Here is a 22291-nt window from a genome sequence, read left to right on the forward strand (position 1 = left end):
GTTGGCGCGTTACTTCGCGTGGCGCTCGATGATCTCGCCGAGACCCGGCAACGCGGGCGCGACGATTTTCGACGCCTTGCTGCGCAGCGACGTGTAGACCTTCTTCACCGCGCCCGGCAGGGAGTCCACGGAGGCGTCGGCAGTCTTGACGATGTCATCCACGACCTCGTCCTGGTGCGCGGCAAGGTAGCCGCCGAACCCGTTTGCGCTGCCCTCGCCCTGGTAGTTAGCCCAGTAGGGTTCGACGCGCTCAACCAGCATCGGCAGCACCTTATTGATGCCCTTGGACACCGCGTTGGCGTCCGCCTTCTTCCCCGCGGCGAGCGCCGACTTCAGCGCCATGCCAGTCAGGCCGGACTGGTTGGACACGGTGGTTTCCGTGAGCTCGGCGAGGTCCTTCGTCACGGCGGGACGGGTGGTTTCTTCCAGCAGCTTCTGCAAATCAGACATGCGGGACATCTTACCGGCGAAAAGAAAGCCCGTCCGAAGACGGGCCGGGCGGCAGTGCCGCTTAGAAGTGTAGGCCGTACTTGCCAGCGGCGATGCGTGCGGCATCCGGGATCGGCATGCCCGGGTGCTGCTGGGAGACGGTGTAGACCTCAAGGATCGACCAGACGAATGCTGCGGAGGAAGCGAGGCCGACGACGGAGGAAATGATGGCTGCAATCATGAGAGTGTCCTTATTTCTGGGAACTTGAGCTGACTCACAAAGTATAAGTCGGACTCAAAAGTATCGCAGAGCTTCCGGCGAAAAAGGTGGATTTTCAATGCGAACGCCTGGGTGACGGGTCAAGGAGCGTTGGCTCACGAAGCAGGACGAGCAGCCTTCTACGCCCACGCAGCCGCTACTCAGGTGACGAGAACGGCATGCCCTGCCCCAGATGACGAGATCACCTTGACGAAGACGCGAGCCGGCGCTCGCATCTTCGTCATCCTGTCCTCGTCAAATAGGCGAATGGCACCCGGAGGCACCCCCGAAGGCATGCCGAGCCAGCCACATAAGCCCTCAAACCGGAGCCCAGCTCGGCGCGCCCATGCAAAAGGGCGACCCACCCCCAGGGTCGCCCTTACCGTGTGCCGATGGGCACGGCTGTTGCGGCTCTTCCGCCACAGTCATCTCGCCCGCTGCACCGTCGCCGTGCGCCTCCGCGCAAAGCAAAACGAAACACAGGAGTCACATGAGTCACTGCAACCACAACCGTGCCAAATTTAGCACGGCGGTTGCGGCCACGCTACAGCTGGGGGAGCTGCGGCAGCGGGTACCCGGCGTCCTCGGCGGCCTTGATCCAGGCAGGGACGTCGAAAATGCGGTTGCCCTCGGAGGATCCGTAGACGTGGCTCAGGCCGGCTTGGTTGGCAATTTGGTCGACGGCTTGGCGGAGGGGCGGGATGGCGTCGATAAGCAACTGCACCGATACAAAAGTGGCCAGGGCGGCGATGGTCAGGGAGATCGGGGCCGAGCCGGTGTAGGCGCTGCCGAGCGGCGGCTGCTCGGGGACCTGCGGGCCGTCGGCGGGCACCTTGCCCTCCGGAATTTTCGAGCTCCCTGAGCTTGACGTGCTGGAACCCGACGACAGCTCGGACACACCTGCGTGCGCGGGCGCGGGGACGGCGATGGCGAGAGCGGCCGCGGTCAGCGCGGCAAGGGAGCGTTTTCTCATGCACAACACTCTATTCCGTTCGCGGGTGTGGGGGAACCGGCGCGTCGCTCGCTGCGTCTAATAGGTATGGCGAAGCTACACAATGGGATGCACACGATGGCGGGATTGCACATGGTGCACGGGGCGGTAGGGGAGCCAATCAACCGCGAGTTTTCGCTGCCGGCGACGATGCTGCGCGAGCCGAATTTGGTAGCGCACGCAGCAAGGCATCACCCACGCGGGATTGCTTACTCTGTGCCCGCCACCGACCGCGCCGTGGCCCACGCGCTGTCGCACCCTGGCACCACGGTCACCGGCATGGGCGCGCTGGCGCTTTACGGCCTGCCCTTCTTTGCGGATGCCTGCGACACTGTGCTTGTTGGCCCCGGAATCCGCAAGAACCGGCCGGCGACGCAATACACCCCGGCACTCTGGCGGCTCAAGCTGCGCGAACATGAGGCCTGGACCGTCATGTGTGCGGGTCAGCCCATATCTGTAGCAGCCCCTCCGCTTGCCGCGGTCCACGCGCTCCTAAGTATCCGCCGCCGAGAGTCGGCCTGGCACACCTTTGACGCCAGTGCGCTGACACGTGCAGTGCAGCTTATCGACGCCACGCGGCGCTTCCTCAACCTCACCCCCGAATCCATCCGCATCAGTGCCTCCCGCAGGCTGGATAGGCGGTGGCTGTCCCAGGTGTTGGGTGCGTCGAGCGCGCTGGCAGACTCGCCAAAGGAAACCGAGATGCGCCTGCTAGCGACGCCGGTAGCGCAGAAGCATGGGCTGACCTTGGCCGAGCAGGTGGTGATCCGTAATAGGTGGGGTAAGCGGGTCACTGACCTGGACCTTGCCCTTATGGAACCCAAGATTGGGCTGATGTACGACGGCGCGCACCACTGGGACAAGCAGCAACGTACCTTAGATTCGCTGATCCAGATTGAGCTGGTTGCGCAGGGGTGGCAGGTGTTGCGCTTCGCCGAGGGGACTTTAGCCAGGCTGCCTGAGAGCGTTGAGGAGGTGTTGCGCCGGACCCTGTGACAAATTTCGCATAGGAAACAAATACATCGCTCCACGACCTGGGGAAAGGCTCACCTGTGCGTTTGCTGTGGTCGACGATGTCACGGCGCCAACCCCGCCCACCGCCGATACACCTCCGCGGCCACTTCCGCGAAGCCGGAATTCTCAGTGCTTAAGGGCTGCATCCTCCGCACCGCTTCGGCTAGCTCCTCCGAAGCCTGCCCAGCAGTGTCACATACAGGCACCCCATGCACCCTTGCACCGGGGACGGAAGCACAAGCAACCAGGGCAGAGAAGGAGCGCACCCGGGCACCCGTATAGGCGCAGTACTCATCGGCAACGGCTAAAAGTTGCTCGGCGCTAAAACCCCTCATCGCGCTTGCCTGATGCGCGATTCCATAGTTTTGTACCCGGGGATGAGGGAGCGTGCGAGGTCGGTGACGGTGGCGTCGTCAAGCAGGCGCGACGCGGAGGTGACCACGGCGCGGCGGGCGGCCTCCTGCTTGGAGCAGCCCCACGCGGAGGCGAGCAGCACGAGCGCTTTGTCCTCGTCTGTGGTGAGCCGGAGTGTCATAGCCATACCACTTTGATACCACTGCTCAGCGCGGCAACGCGTCACAGGGCCGGTAAACTACACGTGAGCACAATAAGAAAGGTGAGCAATGAGCGACGACACCACGGGTGGCGGCAATTTCGACGCCATCCAACCCATTGACATCAATGAGGAGATGCAGACCAGCTACATCGATTACGCGATGAGCGTGATCGTGGGCCGCGCGCTGCCAGAGGTGCGCGACGGCATGAAGCCGGTGCACCGCCGCGTCATTTACGCCATGTATGACGCCGGTTTCCGCCCCGAGCGCTCGTACGTGAAGAGCGTGAAGGCCGTGGGTGAGACCATGAGTAACTACCACCCGCACGGCGACAGCGCCATCTACGACACCCTCGTGCGCATGGCGCAGCCGTGGGCGATGCGCTACCCGCTGGTGGACGGCCAGGGCAACTTCGGCTCGCCGGGTAATGACGGCCCGGCTGCAATGCGTTACACGGAGTGCAAGCTCACCCCGCTGGCCATGGAGATGGTGCGCGACATCCGCGAGAACTCCGTGGACTTCGCCCCCAACTTCGATTCGAAGACCCAGGAGCCGACGGTCCTGCCGTCGCGTGTGCCGAACCTGCTGATGAACGGCTCGAACGGCATCGCGGTCGGTATGGCCACCAACATCCCGCCGCACAACCTCAACGAGCTGGCGGAGGCCATCTACTGGATCCTGGACAACCACGACGCGGACGAGAAGGCGACGCTCGACGCGGTGCTGGAGCGCGTGAAGGGCCCGGATTTCCCCACCTCCGGCCTGATCGTGGGCGACAAGGGCATCAAGGAGGCCTACACCACGGGCCGCGGCTCGATCCGCATGCGCGGCGTGACCGAGGTCGAGGAGGTGGGCAACCGCCAGGTCATCGTGATCACGGAGTTGCCGTACCAGGTCAACCCGGACAATTTCATCCACAGCATTGCGGAGCAGGTGAACGCGGGCAAGATGGCCGGCATCGCCAGCATTGATGATGAGTCTTCGGACCGCATCGGTATGCGCATCGTCGTGAAGCTGAAGCGCGACGCCGTGCCTCGCGTGGTGCTGAACAACCTGTACAAGCACTCGCAGCTGGAGACGAACTTCTCCGCTAACATGCTCTCCATCGTGGACGGCGTGCCGCGCACCCTGCGCCTGGACCAGATGCTGCGCTACTACGTGAAGCACCAGATCGAGGTCATCGTCAGGCGCACCCAGTACCGCCTCGACGAGGCCGAGAAGCGCGCCCACATCCTGCGCGGCCTGGTCAAGGCCCTCGACGCGTTGGACGAGGTCATCGCGCTCATCCGTCGCAGCCCGACGGTGGACGATGCGCGCCAGGGCCTCATGAAGCTTCTCGACGTCGACGAGATCCAGGCCAACGAAATCCTCGCCATGCAGCTGCGCCGCCTGGCCGCTCTGGAGCGCCAGAAGATCGTGGACGACCTGGCGGAGATCGAGCGCCTGATCGCGGACTACAAGGACATCCTGGCCAAGCCGGAGCGCCAGCGCGAGATCGTGGCGACGGAGCTCAAGGAGATCGTGGACAAGTTCGGCGACGAGCGCCGCACCCGCATCGTGGCCGCCACCGGCGACGTCACGGAGGAGGACCTCATCGCCCGCGAGAACGTGGTGGTCACCATCACCTCCACCGGCTACGCCAAGCGCACGAAGGTGGACGCCTACAAGAGCCAGAAGCGCGGCGGCAAGGGCGTGCGTGGCGCGGAGCTGAAGCAGGACGACGTGGTCAAGCACTTCTTCATCTGCTCCACGCACGACTGGATCCTCTTCTTCACCAACTTCGGCCGCGTCTACCGCCTCAAGGCGTACGAGCTGCCGGAGGCTGGCCGCACCGCCCGCGGCCAGCACGTGGCGAACCTGCTGGAGTTCCAGCCAGAGGAGAAGATCGCCCAGATCATCCAGATCCAGTCCTACGAGGACGCCCCGTACCTGGTCCTGGCCACCCGCGACGGCCGCGTGAAGAAGTCCCGCCTCACGGACTACGAGTCCGCGCGCTCCGCCGGCCTCATCGCCATCAACCTCAACGAGGGCGACGCCCTAATCGGCGCCGCGCTGACGCAGAACGACGACGACCTCCTGCTCGTCTCCGAGCAGGGCCAGGCCATCCGCTTCCCTGCAGATGATGACCAGCTGCGGCCGATGGGCCGCGCCACCGCGGGCGTGAAGGGTATGCGCTTCCGCGGCGACGACCAGCTGCTCGCCATGACGGTGGTGCAGGACGGCGAGTTCCTGCTCGTGGCTACCAGCGGCGGCTACGGCAAGCGCACCGCCATCGAGGAGTACAACCAGCAGGGCCGCGGCGGCATGGGCGTGATGACGTTCAAGTACACCCCGAAGCGCGGCAAGCTCATCGGCGCGCTGGCGGTGGACGAGGACGACCAGATCTTTGCCATCACCTCTGCGGGCGGCGTGATCCGCACCGAGGTCAACCAGATCCGCCCGTCCTCGCGCGCCACCATGGGCGTGCGCCTGGTGGATCTTGGCGACGACGTCGAGCTGCTGGCCATCGACAAGAACGTCGAGGACTCCGGCGAGGAGGAGGCCACCGCGGTGGCGAAGGGCGAGAAAACCCTTGAAGAGGCCCAGGAGGCGACGCAATCGTCGATAAGCGGGGCCCCCGACGACGCCGAGGGTGAGGAGTAGGCGATGGCCGCACGCAAGGTAACCATCCGCAACGTCGGCGCGGGTTCCGTGTTCAAGGTGGCGACGATCCTGGCGCTGATCGGGTTCGTCGCGTGGATGCTGGGCATCACGATCGTCTACTTCGGCCTCGAGCAGGCTGGCGTGATCGAGTCGGTGAACTCGCTGATCGGCGGCGTCGGCGGCGACCAGGCCATCGACATGACCATCGTGCTCTCCGCCGCGGGCCTGCTGGGCCTGATCGGCGTGGTGTTCACCGCGATCATGGCGCCGCTAACCGTGGTGATCTACAACAGCATCGCGGATCTGGTTGGCGGCGTCACCTACACCATGTCCAACCGCGCACGATAGGTTCGGCGGGGCTTTGGGGTGCTTATCGACGCCACGTAACCGCCCCAAAAACCCGCCCCCACCAGGCGATTTGGTGGCTATGGCGACGGTGCGTAATATTCTTATCCGTTGCCAGGGCCTATAGCTCAGTCGGTTAGAGCGCATCGCTGATAACGATGAGGTCGCAGGTTCGATTCCTGCTAGGCCCACTGGGACGCTATAATATATAGAGTCTCGGCAATGGGGCATTAGCTCAGTTGGTAGAGCACCTGCTTTGCAAGCAGGATGTCAGGAGTTCGATTCTCCTATGCTCCACAGGACAAACCCTGTACCGTGCGCGGTGCAGGGTTTTCTGTTTTCTCCAGACCCGCTTGCTTCCGGGCCCGGGACCGCGGGCGTGTCGGCGGCTTTCTGTGCTGATTTTAAGTTTTTGGGTGGGGTTTGCGCCTATCGGCGGGGGTGGGCCGGAAATGTGGTGTATATCACGCAAACTTTTTTGGGGTTTTGTCAGGTTGTAAATGTCGAGGTCAACGCGTTGCTGCGTTGGCTTGGGTGTGGCTGTGCGTGTTGTGGTGGGGTTTTCGCGGTGTCTGTGGTGATAGTGGACTACTTTCCACGAAATTGTTGTGATTGAATGAAAGTCTGTCAGTGTGAAGATCCGTGTTCAGGAGATCTCCAGGCTGCTTCGAATATCTCCGTCAAGTTTTTAAGGATTGAGCCGTTGCAAAACGCACATCTTAAGAAGCGCGTCATGGCCGCGCTTATCTCCACCGCCGTCGTCGCTGGTGGAACTGTCGTTGCTACCCCGTCCGCGCACGCAGACATTGCTGTTACGAGCAAGTATTCCCAGCTTCCTGCAGATGAGCAGCAGGCAGCTGTGAAGTTCAACTCCAACATCGGCTACCAGCAGGGTGCGTTTAATCAGGCGCACCTGATGTACGCCAACAACTTCGGCCCCGGCTGGTGCATCGACTTTGCGCAGCCCGCTCCGCAGCAGGATTCGCCCTACGTGGTGCGCAAGCTCGACGGCGTTTCCGGCCTGTACGGCTACAACGGTGAGCAGGGCGGCAACCTGGAGATCAACCCGGATATTGAGCGCGCCGCCATCGCCGGCACCAAGCGCATGCTTGACGCGTTTAACAAGGGCGACATGGAGCAGGCCGCCAAGCTGAACTTCGCCCTGCAGGCACTCCTGTCCAACCACAAGGAGACGCTGAACCTGCAGCGCGGCTACATCTACGGTGACTACAAGGAGACCACCGGCGGCTTCCCCAAGATCTCCAAGGAGGAGTTCGCACAGTGGACCGGCTTTGAGGTGCGCAAGCAGAGCGGCGCTGTTTCCGGCCAGTCCCAGTACATCCTGCGCAAGAGCGCCTCCTTCCAGGAAGCGACCAGCAATGTTCAGGACGGCGAGTACGTCACCGTTCTGGTCCCGCGCGACTACAACATCAGCGACGAGCTTGGTAAGGAAGGCACAACCCAGCGCCTCATCACCATCGGTCAGCCGGGCCTGGTTGGCTACGAACCGAACCCGAAGGGCCCGAATGTGACGGTGAAGACCACCACCGTTACCGAGACCCCTGAGGTTGTGACCAAGACCGAGACCGTCCCGGGCAACACTTACACCAAGACGGTTACTGAGCAGCCGGTCACCGAGACCGCACGCAAGACCGTCACCCCGACCTCCACCGTCACCGAGTGGGAGCAGCCGCAGGCTGAGGTGACCAAGACGGTCGAGCCGACCCGCACCGAGACCGAGAACGTCACCCCGAGGACCACGGTGACCGAGGTTGAGCGCGAGGACACCGAGACTGTCACCGAGACCACCACGCTGCCGCAGCGCACCGTCACCGTGCGCAAGGGCACCCCGGTGGTGAAGACCGTGACCGAGAAGGCCACCGCCACCGCAACGGCAACCGGCGACGCGAAGACCGAGGTTGCAACCGTCACGGCTGAGCCGAAGTACGTCACCGAGACGCAGACCCGCCCGGCGACGACCTCTACCAAGACCGTCACAGCCGAGCCGTCCACCGTCACCGCAACCACGACGGTGAAGAACGAGACGCACCAGACGAGCGAGAAGACCATCGAGGTCGAGCGCTTCTTCCGCTCCTACAAGTACGCCTTCAACTTCTCCCAGAAGAAGGACACCCGAGTCATCCCGGTGGAGAAGCTGACCAACTGGAAGATCGACTTTGTCGACGACTCCAACGGCCTGGTCAAGGTGACCAAGTCCAAGGACGGCAAGAGCCTGGACATCACCCCGGTCAAGGAGGGCGAGGGCGATGTGCGCGTCGTCGTCGTCGATGGTGAGGGCAACCGCCACGAGTACACCATCCACGTGATCAACAAGGCCGAGAAAAAGATCGAGACCGCCGACGTTGTGGTGAACAACCACTACTTCAACGTCTCCATCGCCGGCCACACCCAGACCATCCAAGTCCCGCAGGGCTGGGAGTGGGAGATCACCGAGGGTGGTAACTACATCACCACCAGCGAGAAGGACGGCAAGATCACCGTCAAGCCCAACGATGGTGTCCTCAGCGCTACCGCCAAGATCTCGGTTCACGAGCCGGGCGAGGCTCCGCGCAATGAGAACAACTACATCATCAACATCGCTGCGGACAGCAAGTACGACCAGCACCGAGTGATTGGTAACTCCAACAACTACGTCCTCGAGCTGGACAACATTGCCGGCGAGCCGAAGGTTGTAGAGGGCGAAGACATCGTCGAGTCCCTGGAGAAGGACAAGGACGGCAACTGGGTCCTGACCCCGAAGGCCGACAAGACCGGCAAGGTGGTCATCACCGCCAAGGACGAGAAGGGCGACGACTACCAGTTCACCCTGGACGTCCGCCAGGGCACCAACGTGCTTGTCGACGTCGAGACCGCAAACATCCAGCCGAACACCGACGAGGCTGCTGAGCTCGACACCGCCGACGGCGAGTACGAGCTGGAGTTCAAGCAGGGCCAGGACATCGCCACCGTCAACGGCAAGGCCGTCGAGGGCGACACCGTCAAGCTGACCGGTGACACCAACAAGATCCAGGCTTCCGGCGAGGGCGTCATCGTTGCCAACCTCTACGAGATTGTCGACGGCCAGCGCATCCTGGTTGGCGTCTACACCATCATTGCGGGCGACCGCACCAAGGTGGAGACCCAGGAGGTCGAGCGTGAGATCAAGGACCGCCAGACCGTAGAGATCACCAAGGGTGCCGAGGACCACGAGATTGTGGTCACGGAGGGTGCTGACAACGTCACCACCGCGGTGGTGGAGAAGGACGGCAAGGAGATCACCCGTGTCATGCCGAAGCCGGGCTTCGAGGGCACCGTCGTGGTTGAGGAGCGCCTCGGCGACGAGGTCGTGGTCCGCTACACCATCACGGTGACGCCGAGCGAGGTCAAGGAAGCTAAGCAGGACGTCAAGGCGACTTCCCAGATCAACATCACCCGTGATTCCGACCTGCAGCGCCTGGTCGTGGTCTCCGGCGAGAACCTGCTCAACACCCTGCCCAACGACAAGGACGGCCAGTACACGACCGACTTCAAGCCGGACGCTGAGGGCCAGGTTGTCATCGAGCTGCGCAACTCCCGCGACCTGCCGATCCAGCGCTGGATTCTCAACGTCTCCCCGGTTGCTCCGCGCGAGTACAACTACGAGATCACCGACCGTTCCGAGCTGAAGCTCACCGCGCCGGAGGGCTCCTCCTACGAGGTTGTTGAGGGCAAGGACCTTATCAAGGTCACCGAGAACGGCGACCAGATCACCGTCAACCCGGTCGAGGGCGCCGAGGGCAAGGCCGTCGTCGAGTTCACTAAGCCTAACGGCGCCAAGGAACGCTACACCCTGATCATCACCCCGGTCTCCGGTAATGGTGCGGTCAACGGCTCCAACGGCGAGAGCTCCTTCAAGGTCTCCGAGCTGGGCCACTTCACCGTGACCATCCGCAACGAGAACACCTACAAGGTGGTCAAGGGCGAAAAGTTCGTTCACGTCACCGAGAAGGACGGCCAGTGGGTCCTCACCCCGAAGGAAGGAACCTCCGGCAACCACGTGGTTGTTGTGGAGACCAACAAGAAGGGTGAGATTGTCAACCGCCACAACATCGAGATCACCGGCCAGGGCAGCGAGCTCTCCTTCCGCGAGGAGCGCCGCGTCCTGGACCGTGACATCGAGACCAAGGTGAACCCGGGCAAGGGCAACACCTTCACCGTGGTTCGTGGCTACGACCTGATTGAGAACCCGGAGCCGGACAAGGCAGGCAACATCAACATCAAGGCACTGCCGAACAAGTCGGGCACCGTCCTCATCGAGGAGCGCGACAGCAACGGCAACCCGGTCCGCATCATCGAGGCCGAGATCCCGGAGACCTCCGGTGGTTCCTCCATCCCGGCTCCGGAGATCACCTGGAACGAGAACACCGGCCGCGGCTCCGATGGTTCCATCACCATCGTTGTCGAGGGCGAAGGTGACTTCATCGTTGAGGGCTGCGACAAGGTTGGCAAGTGCACCCAGATCGACCCGGACAAGATCAAGGACAACGGCGATGGCACCCACACCATCGAGCCGGGCGCTATCCCGGGCGGCACCACTGAGATCCACGTGACCCCGGTGGGCAACGGCGTTGTTGACGAGGGCGGCACCATCAAGATCAACGTCAACGTTGATGCCCAGAGCAACGCCAATGCTGGCGCTGGCAAGGGTGATGTGAATGTTGGTTCGTCTGATCCGAAGTGTATTGCTTCGTTGGTTGGTTTGGCTTCGCCGTTGTTGCTGCTGATTCCGTTGGGCATCCTGTCCCAGGTGAACATTCCGGGTCTTGAGGGTCTGCGTGGTCAGTTGAATGCTGCGATTCAGGATGCGAATAATCGTATTCAGCAGGGTCTGGGTATTTATGATCATGATCGTGCGTCGCGTGCTGCTGGTGTGCAGGGTGCGTTCTCGGTTGAGAATTCGCAGATGATTGGTGTGGCTGCTGGTGCGCTGGGCGTGATTACTGCTGGTCTGTTGATTGGTGATGCGGTGTTGCGTGCTTGTGGTCAGGAGGAGTCGACGTCGTCGTACCAGTTGGGTGAGGCGACGGATAATGACACGCTGCGTTATGGTTCCTCTGGTAAGCCGGCTGAGGCTCCGAAGTCCGAGGAGTCCGAGGCTGCGAAGCCGGAGGATGCTGAGGCTGCTGAGAAGTAGTTTGTAGCACCGATAACCGCCCGTGTTGGTTGGGGCCCGCTGAGGGGTCCACGGCCCGCACGGGCGGTTCTGTCATGGCACTGCGCTTCAAGATGTCGACGGTGAACAAGTCGCGTAGTATCGTTACGTGAAGGGGCCAGGGTGGCGCGGAGGCCGTTCCGAACCACCCTGGAGCCCCTTTTTTACTTTTATGAGCAAAACGGGAGCGGGAACGAGGCCCCAATGCGGTCCCGAGCCCCTCCTGACGTGGCCCGTATGTGGCCGCTTTCTGTGCTGATTTTAAGTTTTTGGGTGGGGTTTGCGCCTATCGGCGGGGGTGGGGCGGAAATGTGGTGTATATCACGCAAACTTTTTTGGGGTTTTGTCAGGTAGTAAATCTCGAGGTCAACGCGTTTCTGCGTTCGCTTGGGTGTGGCTGTGCGTGTTGTGGTGGGGTTTTCGCGGTGTCTGTGGTGATAGTGGACTACTTTCCACGAAATTGTTGTGATTGAATGAAAGTCTGTCAGTGTGAAGATCCGTGTTCAGGAGATCTCCAGGCTGCTTCGAATATCTCCGTCAAGTTTTTAAGGATTGAGCCGTTGCAAAACGCACATCTTAAGAAGCGCGTCATGGCCGCGCTTATCTCCGGCGTCCTCGCCACCGGTACCACCGCCGTCATTGCTACCAACGCGTCTGCAGACCAGCTGGTCGTTGACGCATACCAGAAGCTGGACGAGGCGCAGCTGCAGGAGCTGATCGCCGAGCAGAAGAAGCTCGCCCAGATTCACACTGGGTACGACAACAGCACCCAGACCCTGCCTACTGAGTATGGCCCGGGCTGGTGCATCGACTGGGGCATCGACAACCCGTGGAACAACAAGGTCGGCGGCTACGACGTACGTAAGCTCACCGGTACCTCCGGCCGCGTCGGCGATGGCATGGCCATCGACGAGAACGTCCGTATCGCCGCGATTAACCTGACCAAGTCCATGCTCGCGGATTACGACAAGTACATGAACGGCGATGCTTCGGTGCTGCCCATGCTGGAGAAGAAGAACACCTTCCTGCAGGCGCTCCTGGCCAACAACCTCGGTGTGCTCAACGACGTCCGCGGCAACATCCAGCAGCAGGATTCCACGTTGTTCTACAGCCTTACCGGTTTCAGCATCGTGCACCAGACCCTTCCGGCTGGAAACCCCAACCACGAGGCCAACTACGTCCTCAACCCGGACGAGAGCAAGCTGGCAAAGATCAAGCAGACCGTCAAGCCGGGCGAGTTCGTCACGGTGCTGGTCCCCAAGAACTACAACCTGAACCTGAACCCGAAGCAGTCGAAGACCTTCCAGCGAATCATCACGGTTCACCAGCCGGGTCTGGACATCTACCCGGACAAGCCGGACTACAACTTCGAGACCGAGGTTGAGGAGACCACGACCCCGCGCTCGACCGTCACCACCACGGTGAACGAGCCGGATCACGAGGCCACCACGACCGTCCCGGCAGGCAACCCGTACACCACCACGGTGACCGAGACCGCTCCGGCAACCGTGACCACCGAGCGCCGCAGCCGCGAGCCGATCACCTCCACGGTGACCACCACTCGCCCGGAGCGCGTCACCACCGTGACCAACACCAAGCCGGTAGAGACCGAGGTTGTCACGACCACCGAGAACGGCACCCCGGTCACCAAGACCGTGAAGAAGACGCCGGAGCCGGAGATCGTCACCGAGACGATCCCGTCCACGGTCGCCACCGAGACCCAGACCATCACCGAGGAGACCGTCACCAAGACGGTCCCGGCACAGCCGGTCACCAAGACTTCCGTGGTCACCCCGGTCTCTACCGTGAAGACTACGGTTCCGGGCCGTACCGGCGAGGTCGTCACCACCGTCACTGGCGAGCCGACCACCGTTACTAAGACCATCAGCCAGAACGACCACTACTACACCGAGAAGGTGTACGAGAAGGTCCGCGAGGTCTACGAGTACTACCAGTTCGCTGGCTTCACCAAGGAAGAGCAGTCCAAGGTCATCGACCTGGACAAGCGCATTAAGGATTCCTGGACCTTCGAGGTCACCGAGGGCTCCGAGTACGTCATCGTCGAGCGTAACGAGGACGGCAAGCTCGTTGTCACGCCGCGCCCGGGCTTCAAGGGCGAGGGCAAGGTCACCATCGTCGTGACCGACTCCGACGGCAACGAGCACGTCTACCGCCTGACCATCAACAACACCGTCAACGTAGATGAGTCCACCCACGTCAAGGTGAACAACTTCTTCTACAACATCAACACCGGTGGCAACGGCGATCGCTTCAAGCTCATCAACATCGACGAGGGCGAGACGCACAAAACCGTCAAGGGCGGCGACATTGCGGTCGTGAAGGACGACGGTCAGGGCCACCTCAAGGTCACCCCGAAGGACGGTGTGACCAAGGGCGAGGTCATCGTCGAGATCACCGACAAGCAGGGCAATACCCGCGAGAACGTGATCACGATCGAGAACAAGGAGTCGCAGTACAACGTCTCCCGCGAGATCCTGAACACCTCCGTGGGCTTCGTCGAGCACCGCGGCGGCAAGGCAGAGATCACCGAGGGCAAGGACGTCATTACTGTCGAAGAGGCCGAGGTCAACGGCGACAAGGTCTGGAAGATCGTTCCGAAGGACGGCGTCACCGAGGGCGAGGCGCACGTTGTCTTCACCGACGAAGAGGGCATCGAGTACAACTTCGACTTCAAGGTCGTCCCGGACCCGAACGGTGGCCCGAAGGTCATCGAGCACGACATCAACTTCGACGGCAACGTCGACGTTCAGCGCAAGGACGGTTACGAGGCCAAGGTCGTTGAAGGCCAGGATCTCGTCGATCTCACCGAGACCGACAAGACCTGGACCGTCACCCCGAAGCAGGACAACGATGATCTGCGTACCAAGGGTGGCAAGGCTGTTGTCCACGTCAAGGACGCGAACGGCCAGCTCGTGGGCGTCGTCACGATTAACATCAAGCCGCAGTCGTTCGAGGTTCCGACGGAGCCTGCAACTCGCGAGCGAGAGATCGTTGACCGCGCAACTGCGAACTTCCACCTTGGCGCGCAGGATAGCGGCCACTGGTTCAAGGTCGAAGCGCTTGACGGCAGCTCGCTGAGCGACCTCCTTCAGAACTCGGAGGACTACGACGGCAAGAAGCTGGAAGAGGATCTGGAGCTCCACTTCAAGCCGGGCGCAGACGGCAAGTTTAAGGTCACCGAGTTCCTCGATTACGGCGAGGACCAGGTCGATGAAAACGCTATTCCGCTCGTTGAGTACACCTACACCGTGAAGCCGTACCAGCCGCGTGAGGCTGAGTACACCATCACCTCTGAGAACGAGATCGACCTGCAGGGCACCAAGCTCAGCGTCGTCGAGGGTGAGGACCTGCTCGAGTCCGTTCCGACCGCCGGCGAGTCCAAGATCAAGATCACCCCGAAGGGTGACGCGAACGGCGACGTCGTCATCGAGAACAAGACCGACGACGGGTACGTCTTCGAGCGCTACACGCTGCACATCACCCCGGGCCGTGGTGCCAACAAGGGCGAGGTCACCGAGAAGAACATGACCTGGACCGGTACGGCGCGTATCAGCAAGGACGAGGGCGACACCTACAAGATCGTCTCCGCCAAGGACGCCGAGGGCAACGATGTCGACGGCAACGACCTCGTCCGCGTGAAGGAAGAGAACGGCCAGTTCGTTGTCACCGGCCGCGCCGGCAAGACCGGTGTCGTCACCATCACCGTGAGCGACAAGCGTGGCGTCTACGCCACTTACAAGCTCAACATCGGTGAGGCTGAGGGCGCGCGCGTCTACAACTACCAGATCTCCACCAACTCGGAGTTCCGCGCAACCCTGGTTGAGAAGTCCAACAAGTTCGTCGTCATCGACGGCGAGGACTACTTCGAGAACCCGACCAACGACGGCAACCAGTGGATCGCCAAGCCGAAGGCAAGCGCTGCGGGCAAGACCGCCACGATCGAGGAGTGGGACGCTGACGGCAACGTCATCAACACCTACAACCTCAAGATCGTCGAGGGTAAGTCCACCGGCAGCCGCGAGGTCCGCGACTACATCGTCATGGGCTCCACCAAGACCGATAAGCCGATGACCAAGGGCAACTCCTTCAAGGTCGTCTCGGGCACCGAGTTCGTGGATGCGAAGTCGAACAACGACGGCACCTTCTCCGTGACCCCGAAGTCCGGCACCGAGGGCAAGACCGTCGTCACCGAGGAGTACGACAAGGACGGCAACGTCGTCCGCAAGATCAGCTCTCTGATCGTCCCGTCCGGCTCCAAGGTTGAAAACGGCGCCATCCTGGGCGAGAACAAGGACCTCGGCGTCAAGATCGATCGCGATGAGAAGACCGGCAAGGTCACCATCAAGTTCGAGAAGGAGGACGGCTCCATCGCTGTCCTCGAGGGTGCCGAGCTGGTCGATCAGGAGACGGATAAGGACGGCAACGTCGTCCTGACCCCGAAGAACCCGAACGGCAACAACAAGGTCATCTTCATTCCGCTGGCTGGCGGCGTCCAGGGCAAGAAGCCCATGGAGGTCGACGTCCAGGTCAACGTTGACGCCGACGCAGGTGCCAACGGTGGCAACGGCAAGGGTGATGTGAATGTTGGGTCGTCTGATCCGAAGTGTATTGCTTCGTTGGTTGGTTTGGCTTCGCCGTTGTTGCTGCTGATTCCGTTGGGTGTGCTGTCTCAGGTGAACATTCCGGGTCTTGAGGGTCTGCGTGGTCAGTTGAATGCGGCGATCCAGGATGCGAATGATCGTATTCAGCAGGGTCTGGGTATTTATGATCGTGATCGTGCGTCGCGTGCTGCTGGTGTGCAGGGTGCGTTCTCGGTTGAGAATTCGCAGATGATTGGTGTGGCTGCTGGTGCGCTTGGCGTGATTACTGCTGGTTTGTTGATTGGTGATGCGGTGTTGCGTGCTTGTGGTCAGGAGGAGTCGACGTCGTCGTACCAGTTGGGTGAGGCGACGGATAATGACACTCTGCGTTATGGTTCCTCTGGGAAGCCGGCTGAGGCTCCGAAGTCCGAGGAGTCCGAGGCTGCGAAGTCGGAGGAGTCTGAGGCTCCGAAGTCTGAGGAGGCTGCGGCTGCTGAGAAGTAGTTTGTAGCTCCGGTAACCGCCCGTGTTGGTTGGGCCTCGCTGAGGGGTCCACGGCCCGCACGGGCGGTTTTTCGTATGCCGGCTACTGCTCCCGCAGCACGCCGCGGACTACGTCATCGAGCCAGTCGACGGCGTAGTCGTACCCGGTTTGCCCGTCGACGTTGAACCCGCCGGGGCTGTGGGTATAGCCGAGCTTGTAGTACGACATGTGGCGCGGCCCGAAGTCGCCGGCCTGGCTTGCCGACGCCAACAGGTTCGCGTTGGCGGGGTTGCGCCTCGCCGCCTGCAGCCCGGCGGCGCTCGCAACCTGGTCCATCAGCTGCGTCACCGCACCATGGGCCGCGACTTGTCTGCGCTCCGTCGGCGTCGGCACGCGCGGCACAACGCCGGCCCCAGCGAGCTGCAGGTAGAACCGCTCCGTGGCTTGCGTCGCCCGCATCGTCTCTAGCGCCACGTCAAACCACGCCTCGGGTCCGTCGCCAGCCTCGTCGCCCGCAGCACCGCCACCTGACGCCGCCGCGATCGCTCCGCGCAGCCCCTCGAGCGCCGGCAGCAGGTAGGTCCAGGTCACGCCCTCTTTCGCCAGGTTCGGCAGCGCCGCCATGAGCGTGACCGCTACGAGCTGCTCGGGCGGGGTGGCCGCCTGCTCCGACCGGGTGGCGCCATCGGCCGCCTGGGCGAAGAGTGCGATCTCTCCGAGGATGAGGGCGGCGGCGGGGGCGTCGAGAAGCGATAGCCCAGACTCGCGCACCGCCTGCTGCACCGGCACGCCCGCGTCCATGCGGCGGGAAAACTCCAGCACATGTGCGCCCGTCGCGGCGTTGGGCGGGCCGACGACCTCCTCGCGCATCGCCACATCCGCCAGGTCGCGCAGCGCGGAGTCCGGGTCCGTTGAGCACGCCATATCCGCCGGGTTGCACAGCGAAAGCACCTTGCCCTCCAGGCCGACGAAGCTCAGCGCGCGCTCGCCGGCCAGGCCCACGCGCTCCGGAATCACCCCGGAACCGCCGCCGTTGATCAGCTCGCCGCCGCGCGCCAGCACCCCCTTCGGCGCGGGCGCGTACAGCTTGGCGGGCGGCAGGGCCCGTTGCCTATCGACGCTCGTCCGCCCCGGATCCGCAAACAACACCACCCCGGCAATCTGCTCCGGGCCCACCCCGCGCACCTGGCCGTGCGCCGCCCGCGCTGCTGCGTCGCCGATCAGGTGGGCGCCCTGCGAGTAGCCCACCATGATGAAACGGGTCTGCGGGCACGCACTCGCCACGGTCTCCATCTCGCGCACCGCGTCGTCCGTGCCCTGCGTGACGGACTCGCCGTAGGTTGCGGCCTCCGTGCCCTCGATGCCGCCGCTGGCGCTGCCGAGCGCGCTGAAGCGGCCCAGCGAGGCGGGGTAGCGGACCTGGTAGCTGCGCACCGTGCGCGCGCCGAAGTGTTCGGTGAGGTCGGCGGCGGGGGACGAGCCGTCGTCGAAAAGCGTGTCGCGGGCTGACGGATCCCAGGAATGCGAAAACCCCGATCCCGCCGCTTGGACGACGTGGATCGGGGTACAGCTCGGCGCGAACGGCCGCAGCGGCTGCGCGGAAGCAACAGGGGCAGCCGCCGCGGCGAGCGCGAGCAGGGCGACGAGGGCGGGAACACGTTTCACGCGAAACATGTTAGTACCGCGCTGCACGCCTGCGCGTCTACTTGCGCGGCAGAGCCATGAGCGCGGCGCCGATGGCTACGAGCCAGGAATCCTTCGACAGCGGCAGGCCCTCCTGGGACGGGCGGATGCCGTCGTCCTCGGTCATGGCGTCGTTGCCGAAGTACATGGTGAGCAGGCCCGCGCCGAACGTCGCGAGCGCGGCACCGGCGAGGCGGTTGGACACGAACGGGGTGAGCAGCGCTGCGCCGATGCCGGTCTCGGAGTAGGCGACGAACTTGGCAAAGGTTTCCTTGTCCATGTCCTTCAGCGCCGGGATGCCGGTGACGGCCATGCCGTGGAGGAACTCGGCGGTGCCCTCGTCGGCACCAATCTTGCCGATGCCGGAGTTCAGGATATACAGGCCGGTGGGCACGCGCAGCGCGGCGGAGGCGAGGCGGGTCTTTGACTTCGCAGCCTTCTGTGCCTTGGCGGCCTTGGCGGCCTTCTGGTTAGCGGGGAGCAGGTTGAGCGGGTTGAACATGATGCGTCCTTCCGTGTGGGATGTCGTCCATCAAGATGATACGTCAACAACCCGCTCCCGGCAAGGGCTCGCGGTCTTAGACCGAAAGCTCGGGGTGCAGATCGCGCTCTGGGATCTGGCGCAGCCTGGTCAGGCCCAGACAGGCGACCACCCACGAGCCTACCGCGATGCCCAACAGCACCAGCGTCGCGCGGATCATGCGCGGGTCACCGCCGTCGGTGCCGAACAGGGCGTAGCGCATGAGGTCCACCGAGTAGCGCATCGGGTCCCAGCTGTGCACCCACTGGATGAACTTCGGCTGCACCTCGGGCGGGTACAGGCCGTTCGACGCCACCAGCTGCAGCGACATGAGCGCCATGGTGAGCAGGCGGCCGATCGACTTACCAAAGATGCAGTTGAGCATGTAGATGAAGGAAACGAACACCCACGACACGCCCACCAGCACCGCCAGCATCACACCCGCGTGCGCCGGCTCGACGCGCAGGATGCACACCTGCATGATCCACAGGAAGACCGACTGTACGCCGGTGACCAGGAACGACGGCAGCAGCGTGTTGAGCGCCACGCGCACTGGCGACGTCCCCGAGTCGATCGCGCGACGCGAAATCGGCTCGAAGATCATGTACAGCACCAGGCCGCCGAACCACAGGGACAGCGACAGGAAGAACGGGGAGAGGCCCTTGCCAAAGAAGGTCAGCTCGTCGCCGGCCTGGTTGAGCACGACCGGGTTGGAGGCGGAGTCGACCGCCTTGTTCAGGCGCTCGCCTTCCCACGTCGGCGCCTGCTCCTGCGCGTCGTGGAGTTTGACGCTGAGCTCGCCGGTGCCGTCATCGAGCTGCACCAGGCCGTCGTTCAGCGCGCCGAGGCCCACGACGAGCTGGTTGGAGCCGTCGGCCAGCTTGGACGACGCGTCCGACGCCGTGTTCGCCGCCACGACCAGCTGCGAGGTGCCGTCCTTCAGCTGTGCCACGCCCGCGACGAGCGTGCCGGAGCCGTCCTGCAGCTTGGCCAGGCCGGCCGCCAGCTGCTGGGCCGCGTCGGTGGCGCGGTTCACGCCGCCGCGGTACTGCGCGTTCGGGTCCTGCAGCTCGTTGGCCACCTGGTGCGCGCCGTTCTGCAGCAGCTGCAGCTGGCTCACCAGGTCAGAGTTCATCGCCGTGGCGAGCGGGCCGCCGTGCAGCTGCGCCTGCGTCTGGCGAGCCTGCGCCGCGATCTGCTCCGTGCCCGGGATCGGCGAGGCGTCCAGGTCCGCGATGACCTGGTTCAGGGATGCGTCGATGTCCGCGAACGCCGCCTGCGCCGCGCCGAGCTGGCCGGCCACGCCCGCGATCTTGTCCACGCCGCCCGCAACCTGCGACGCACCCGCGCCCAGCTTGTCGGTGCCGCCCTGCAGGGTCAGCATGCCTTCGGAGAGCTGGTTCGCGCCGTCCGCCGCCGTGCCGATGCCGGTGTTGAGCTGCTGGGCGCCGTCCTGGAGGCGCGTTACGCCGTCGTCAAGCTGGTGCGCGGCGCTGGGCATCTGCTGCAGCTTCGAGTTGAACTCTTGCATGCCGTTGTCCAGCTTCGTGGCGCCGTCGTCAAGCTTCTGCCCGCCCTCGCCGGCCTTCTTCGCGCCCTCGTTGAGCTGGCCCGCGCCGTCGGCGGCCTGGCCCATGCCATCGTTGATGGTGTTGAAACCGACGAAGAGCTGGTCCACCACCTTCGACCCGACCGTGTTGGACACGGTATCCGTGATCACTCGCGAGGCCTGCCCGCCCAGCATCGTCGGAATGAAGCCGTTCGTCTCATTCAGCGTGACGTTGATCTTCGCCTGGTGCGGGTTGTCCTCCTTCACGCTGGTCACGGCCTCGGTGAAGTCGGTCGGGATCTCCATGCCCAGGTAGTAGGTGCCGTCGGCGATGCCCTGCCGGGCCTCCTCGGCGGACACCACCTGGAAGTTCATGGGCTTTTCTTCGAGCAGCTTATCCACGACCTGCTGCCCATTCTCACCCTCATCCGAGTTCACCAACGCCACCGGCACCTTGTTCAGGTTGCCCAACGGGTCCCAATAACTCCACACGAACAGGCCGCCGAACAGCAGCGGCAGCAGCGTGATAGCAATCAGCGCCAGAGGCGGCAGCTTGCCGTGTAGAAACTTGCGGAAATTCGATCCCAGGTGCAGTCCGCTCATCGGTCCTCCTCGTTCGCACTCGTCACTAACACCGGCACTTCCTCAGCGACCGCGTACAGGTTGTCCAGCAGCTTCGCGCGCAGCGACATGTCGCGGATCTGGTCCACGTCGTCCACGATGAGCAGCTCCGCGTTCGGCCGCGACACCAGCGCGAGCAGAATGCGGAAGCGGAAGCGGTCGAGCACGTTGAGCTCGCCTACCGACGTATCGCTGTCAAGCTCCTCGAGCCCCAGCGGCTCCAGCCAGCGAGCCACGGTGTCGTGCTCGAGCGGGTGGCGCGGCGTCGGCTTGAAAAACGGCTGCGACCACGCGATCTGCTCGCGCAGCAAATCGCGCAGCGGGATCTGCCGGTCGAGCGAATCGATCATGTGCACGCCGGCCAGCGCCGTCTTTTTGAAGCCGGGGCCGTCGACCGTGCCCGAGTGCGGCTTGTAGCGCCCGGCGAGGGTCATCGCGAGCGTCGTGGCGCTTGACTCGCGCCCGACGTGCAGAAAGTTGAAGCCCTCGCTGGCGTCGACGCTCACCGGGTCGTCGCCTTTGCGCAGCACAAGGTCGGTTGCGCTGAGAATTTGTGTCATTGAAAAACTCCAAGTGGAGGGTTGGCTATCACTTAAGACTCCTGCTATGGTGCTCCGCATGTAGCGCGATGTCAAGACGAAACTGTATCGCGCGGGAAGGAGATGCAGGTGCGATCAGATGCGCGCGCGAAACGCGACCAAATCATCACCGCCGCCACCGAGCAGTTCCGCACCCGCCCCAACTCCGCAGTAACGCTCGAGGGCGTGGCCAAGGACGCTGGCGTCGGCATTGCCACCCTATACCGCCACTTCCCGTCGCGGGCGGAACTGCGCCAGGCGTGCGCGCTCCGCTTCATCGAGGATCTGGACGGGTTTCTCGACGACACCCTCGCCGGCTTCGACGCCGACCCCGAAGGCAGCTGGGAGCGCTTCGTGTGGCGGCTCGTGGATTACGGGGTGGGCATGCTCGTCGGCGCGCTCGCGTCCGAGCTGCCGGACGGCGTGGAGCCGGACGTGAAGTGCCGCCGCGACGAGTTCTTCGACCGCGTGCAGGTGCTGCTGGACAAAGCCGCGCCTCACGGGCTCATCGCGCCGGACCAGACGCCGACCGAGCTCGCCTCCGAGCTCATCGTGGTCACCCGCCCCATGGACGCGACCCTCACGGCGCTGTTTCCCGACGTGCGCGAGCGCCTCGTGCGCAACCTCCTCATCGCCTGGCGCGCGGAAAACCCTTAACCCGTATTAGACGCAGGGAACGGGCCCGCGGTTCCCTTCGGTGGGTGTTTTGGGAGTCTTCTCACAAGTGCTTGTTTGCGCTGGTCACAGGCCCGTATGGTGCTGGGTATGGATGTGATTGCAGACCTTGTGGCCCACGACCGCGCCGGCGTTGACTACGTCGCCGCGGCCG

At 63.4% G+C, this 22291-nt stretch carries 14 protein-coding genes and 2 tRNA genes; 8 read left to right on the forward strand and 8 right to left on the reverse strand.

Annotated features, from left to right (window positions below; genetic code table 11):
* Positions 1-9 precede the first annotated feature (9 nt).
* The 3 genes from CKJ85_RS07070 to CKJ85_RS07075 all read right to left on the reverse strand — a co-directional run bounded on the left by CKJ85_RS07070 (position 10) and on the right by CKJ85_RS07075 (position 1661).
* On the reverse strand, positions 10-450 hold the full coding sequence (locus tag CKJ85_RS07070; RefSeq protein WP_095545560.1) for a hypothetical protein: 441 nt from the start codon (positions 448-450) through the stop codon (positions 10-12).
* A 61-nt stretch (positions 451-511) separates the two neighbouring features.
* Positions 512-670 (reverse strand): hypothetical protein, encoded by a 159-nt coding sequence (locus CKJ85_RS12010; protein ID WP_158221629.1) that lies wholly within the window; start codon positions 668-670, stop codon positions 512-514.
* 562 nt (positions 671-1232) lie between these two features.
* On the reverse strand, positions 1233-1661 hold the full coding sequence (locus CKJ85_RS07075) for a hypothetical protein (protein ID WP_095535527.1): 429 nt from the start codon (positions 1659-1661) through the stop codon (positions 1233-1235).
* A 66-nt stretch (positions 1662-1727) separates the two neighbouring features.
* Between CKJ85_RS07075 and CKJ85_RS07080 the strand changes: the two genes are divergently transcribed.
* Positions 1728-2675 (forward strand): hypothetical protein, encoded by a 948-nt coding sequence (locus CKJ85_RS07080; protein ID WP_143340173.1) that lies wholly within the window; start codon positions 1728-1730, stop codon positions 2673-2675.
* Positions 2676-3024: 349 nt separating this feature from the next.
* Here CKJ85_RS07080 and CKJ85_RS07090 read toward each other — a convergent pair whose 3' ends face one another.
* Positions 3025-3234, reverse strand: a complete 210-nt coding sequence (locus CKJ85_RS07090) for a CopG family transcriptional regulator (RefSeq protein WP_095535524.1) — start codon at positions 3232-3234, stop codon at positions 3025-3027.
* Between the two features lie 82 nt (positions 3235-3316).
* Here CKJ85_RS07090 and gyrA point away from each other — a divergent pair, with 82 nt between their 5' ends.
* The 6 genes from gyrA (at position 3317) to CKJ85_RS07120 (ending at position 16531) form a co-directional block, all read left to right on the forward strand.
* Positions 3317-5890 carry a DNA gyrase subunit A gene (gene gyrA / locus CKJ85_RS07095; RefSeq protein WP_095545558.1) on the forward strand — a complete coding sequence of 858 codons (2574 nt, stop codon included), beginning with the start codon at positions 3317-3319 and terminating at the stop codon, positions 5888-5890.
* A gap of 3 nt (positions 5891-5893) precedes the next feature.
* Positions 5894-6238, forward strand: a complete 345-nt coding sequence (locus CKJ85_RS07100; protein WP_095278682.1) for a DUF3566 domain-containing protein — start codon at positions 5894-5896, stop codon at positions 6236-6238.
* Between the two features lie 114 nt (positions 6239-6352).
* Positions 6353-6426: transfer RNA gene (locus CKJ85_RS07105), tRNA-Ile, on the forward strand.
* A 33-nt stretch (positions 6427-6459) separates the two neighbouring features.
* Positions 6460-6532: transfer RNA gene (locus tag CKJ85_RS07110), tRNA-Ala, on the forward strand.
* 406 nt (positions 6533-6938) lie between these two features.
* Complete coding sequence (locus tag CKJ85_RS07115) at positions 6939-11408, forward strand: hypothetical protein (RefSeq protein WP_143340174.1); 4470 nt, start codon at positions 6939-6941, stop codon at positions 11406-11408.
* A 578-nt stretch (positions 11409-11986) separates the two neighbouring features.
* Positions 11987-16531 carry a hypothetical protein gene (locus tag CKJ85_RS07120; protein WP_133064735.1) on the forward strand — a complete coding sequence of 1515 codons (4545 nt, stop codon included), beginning with the start codon at positions 11987-11989 and terminating at the stop codon, positions 16529-16531.
* Between the two features lie 82 nt (positions 16532-16613).
* Here the strand turns inward: CKJ85_RS07120 and CKJ85_RS07125 are convergent, their stop codons facing one another.
* The 4 genes from CKJ85_RS07125 to CKJ85_RS07140 form a co-directional block, all read right to left on the reverse strand.
* The gene (locus tag CKJ85_RS07125; RefSeq protein WP_158221630.1) at positions 16614-18176 is read right to left on the reverse strand and encodes a cutinase family protein; all 1563 of its coding nucleotides are present in this window, start codon (positions 18174-18176) and stop codon (positions 16614-16616) included.
* Between the two features lie 37 nt (positions 18177-18213).
* Positions 18214-18696 carry a hypothetical protein gene (locus CKJ85_RS07130; RefSeq protein ID WP_233126992.1) on the reverse strand — a complete coding sequence of 161 codons (483 nt, stop codon included), beginning with the start codon at positions 18694-18696 and terminating at the stop codon, positions 18214-18216.
* A 76-nt stretch (positions 18697-18772) separates the two neighbouring features.
* A complete protein-coding gene (locus CKJ85_RS07135) occupies positions 18773-20866 on the reverse strand; it encodes a YhgE/Pip domain-containing protein (RefSeq protein ID WP_095553875.1) in 2094 nt (697 codons plus the stop codon).
* Positions 20863-21444, reverse strand: a complete 582-nt coding sequence (locus CKJ85_RS07140) for a hypothetical protein (RefSeq protein WP_095535518.1) — start codon at positions 21442-21444, stop codon at positions 20863-20865. The genes CKJ85_RS07135 and CKJ85_RS07140 overlap by 4 nt, the downstream gene beginning before the upstream one ends.
* 108 nt (positions 21445-21552) lie before the next feature.
* Here CKJ85_RS07140 and CKJ85_RS07145 point away from each other — a divergent pair, with 108 nt between their 5' ends.
* Positions 21553-22119: a TetR/AcrR family transcriptional regulator gene (locus tag CKJ85_RS07145; RefSeq protein WP_095535650.1), complete on the forward strand. Its 567-nt coding sequence runs from the start codon at positions 21553-21555 to the stop codon at positions 22117-22119.
* Positions 22120-22291: the final 172 nt, after the last annotated feature.

Origin of the sequence: Corynebacterium sp. NML 150383, assembly GCF_002285085.1 — a bacterium.
GTDB classification, from domain to species: domain Bacteria; phylum Actinomycetota; class Actinomycetes; order Mycobacteriales; family Mycobacteriaceae; genus Corynebacterium; species Corynebacterium gottingense.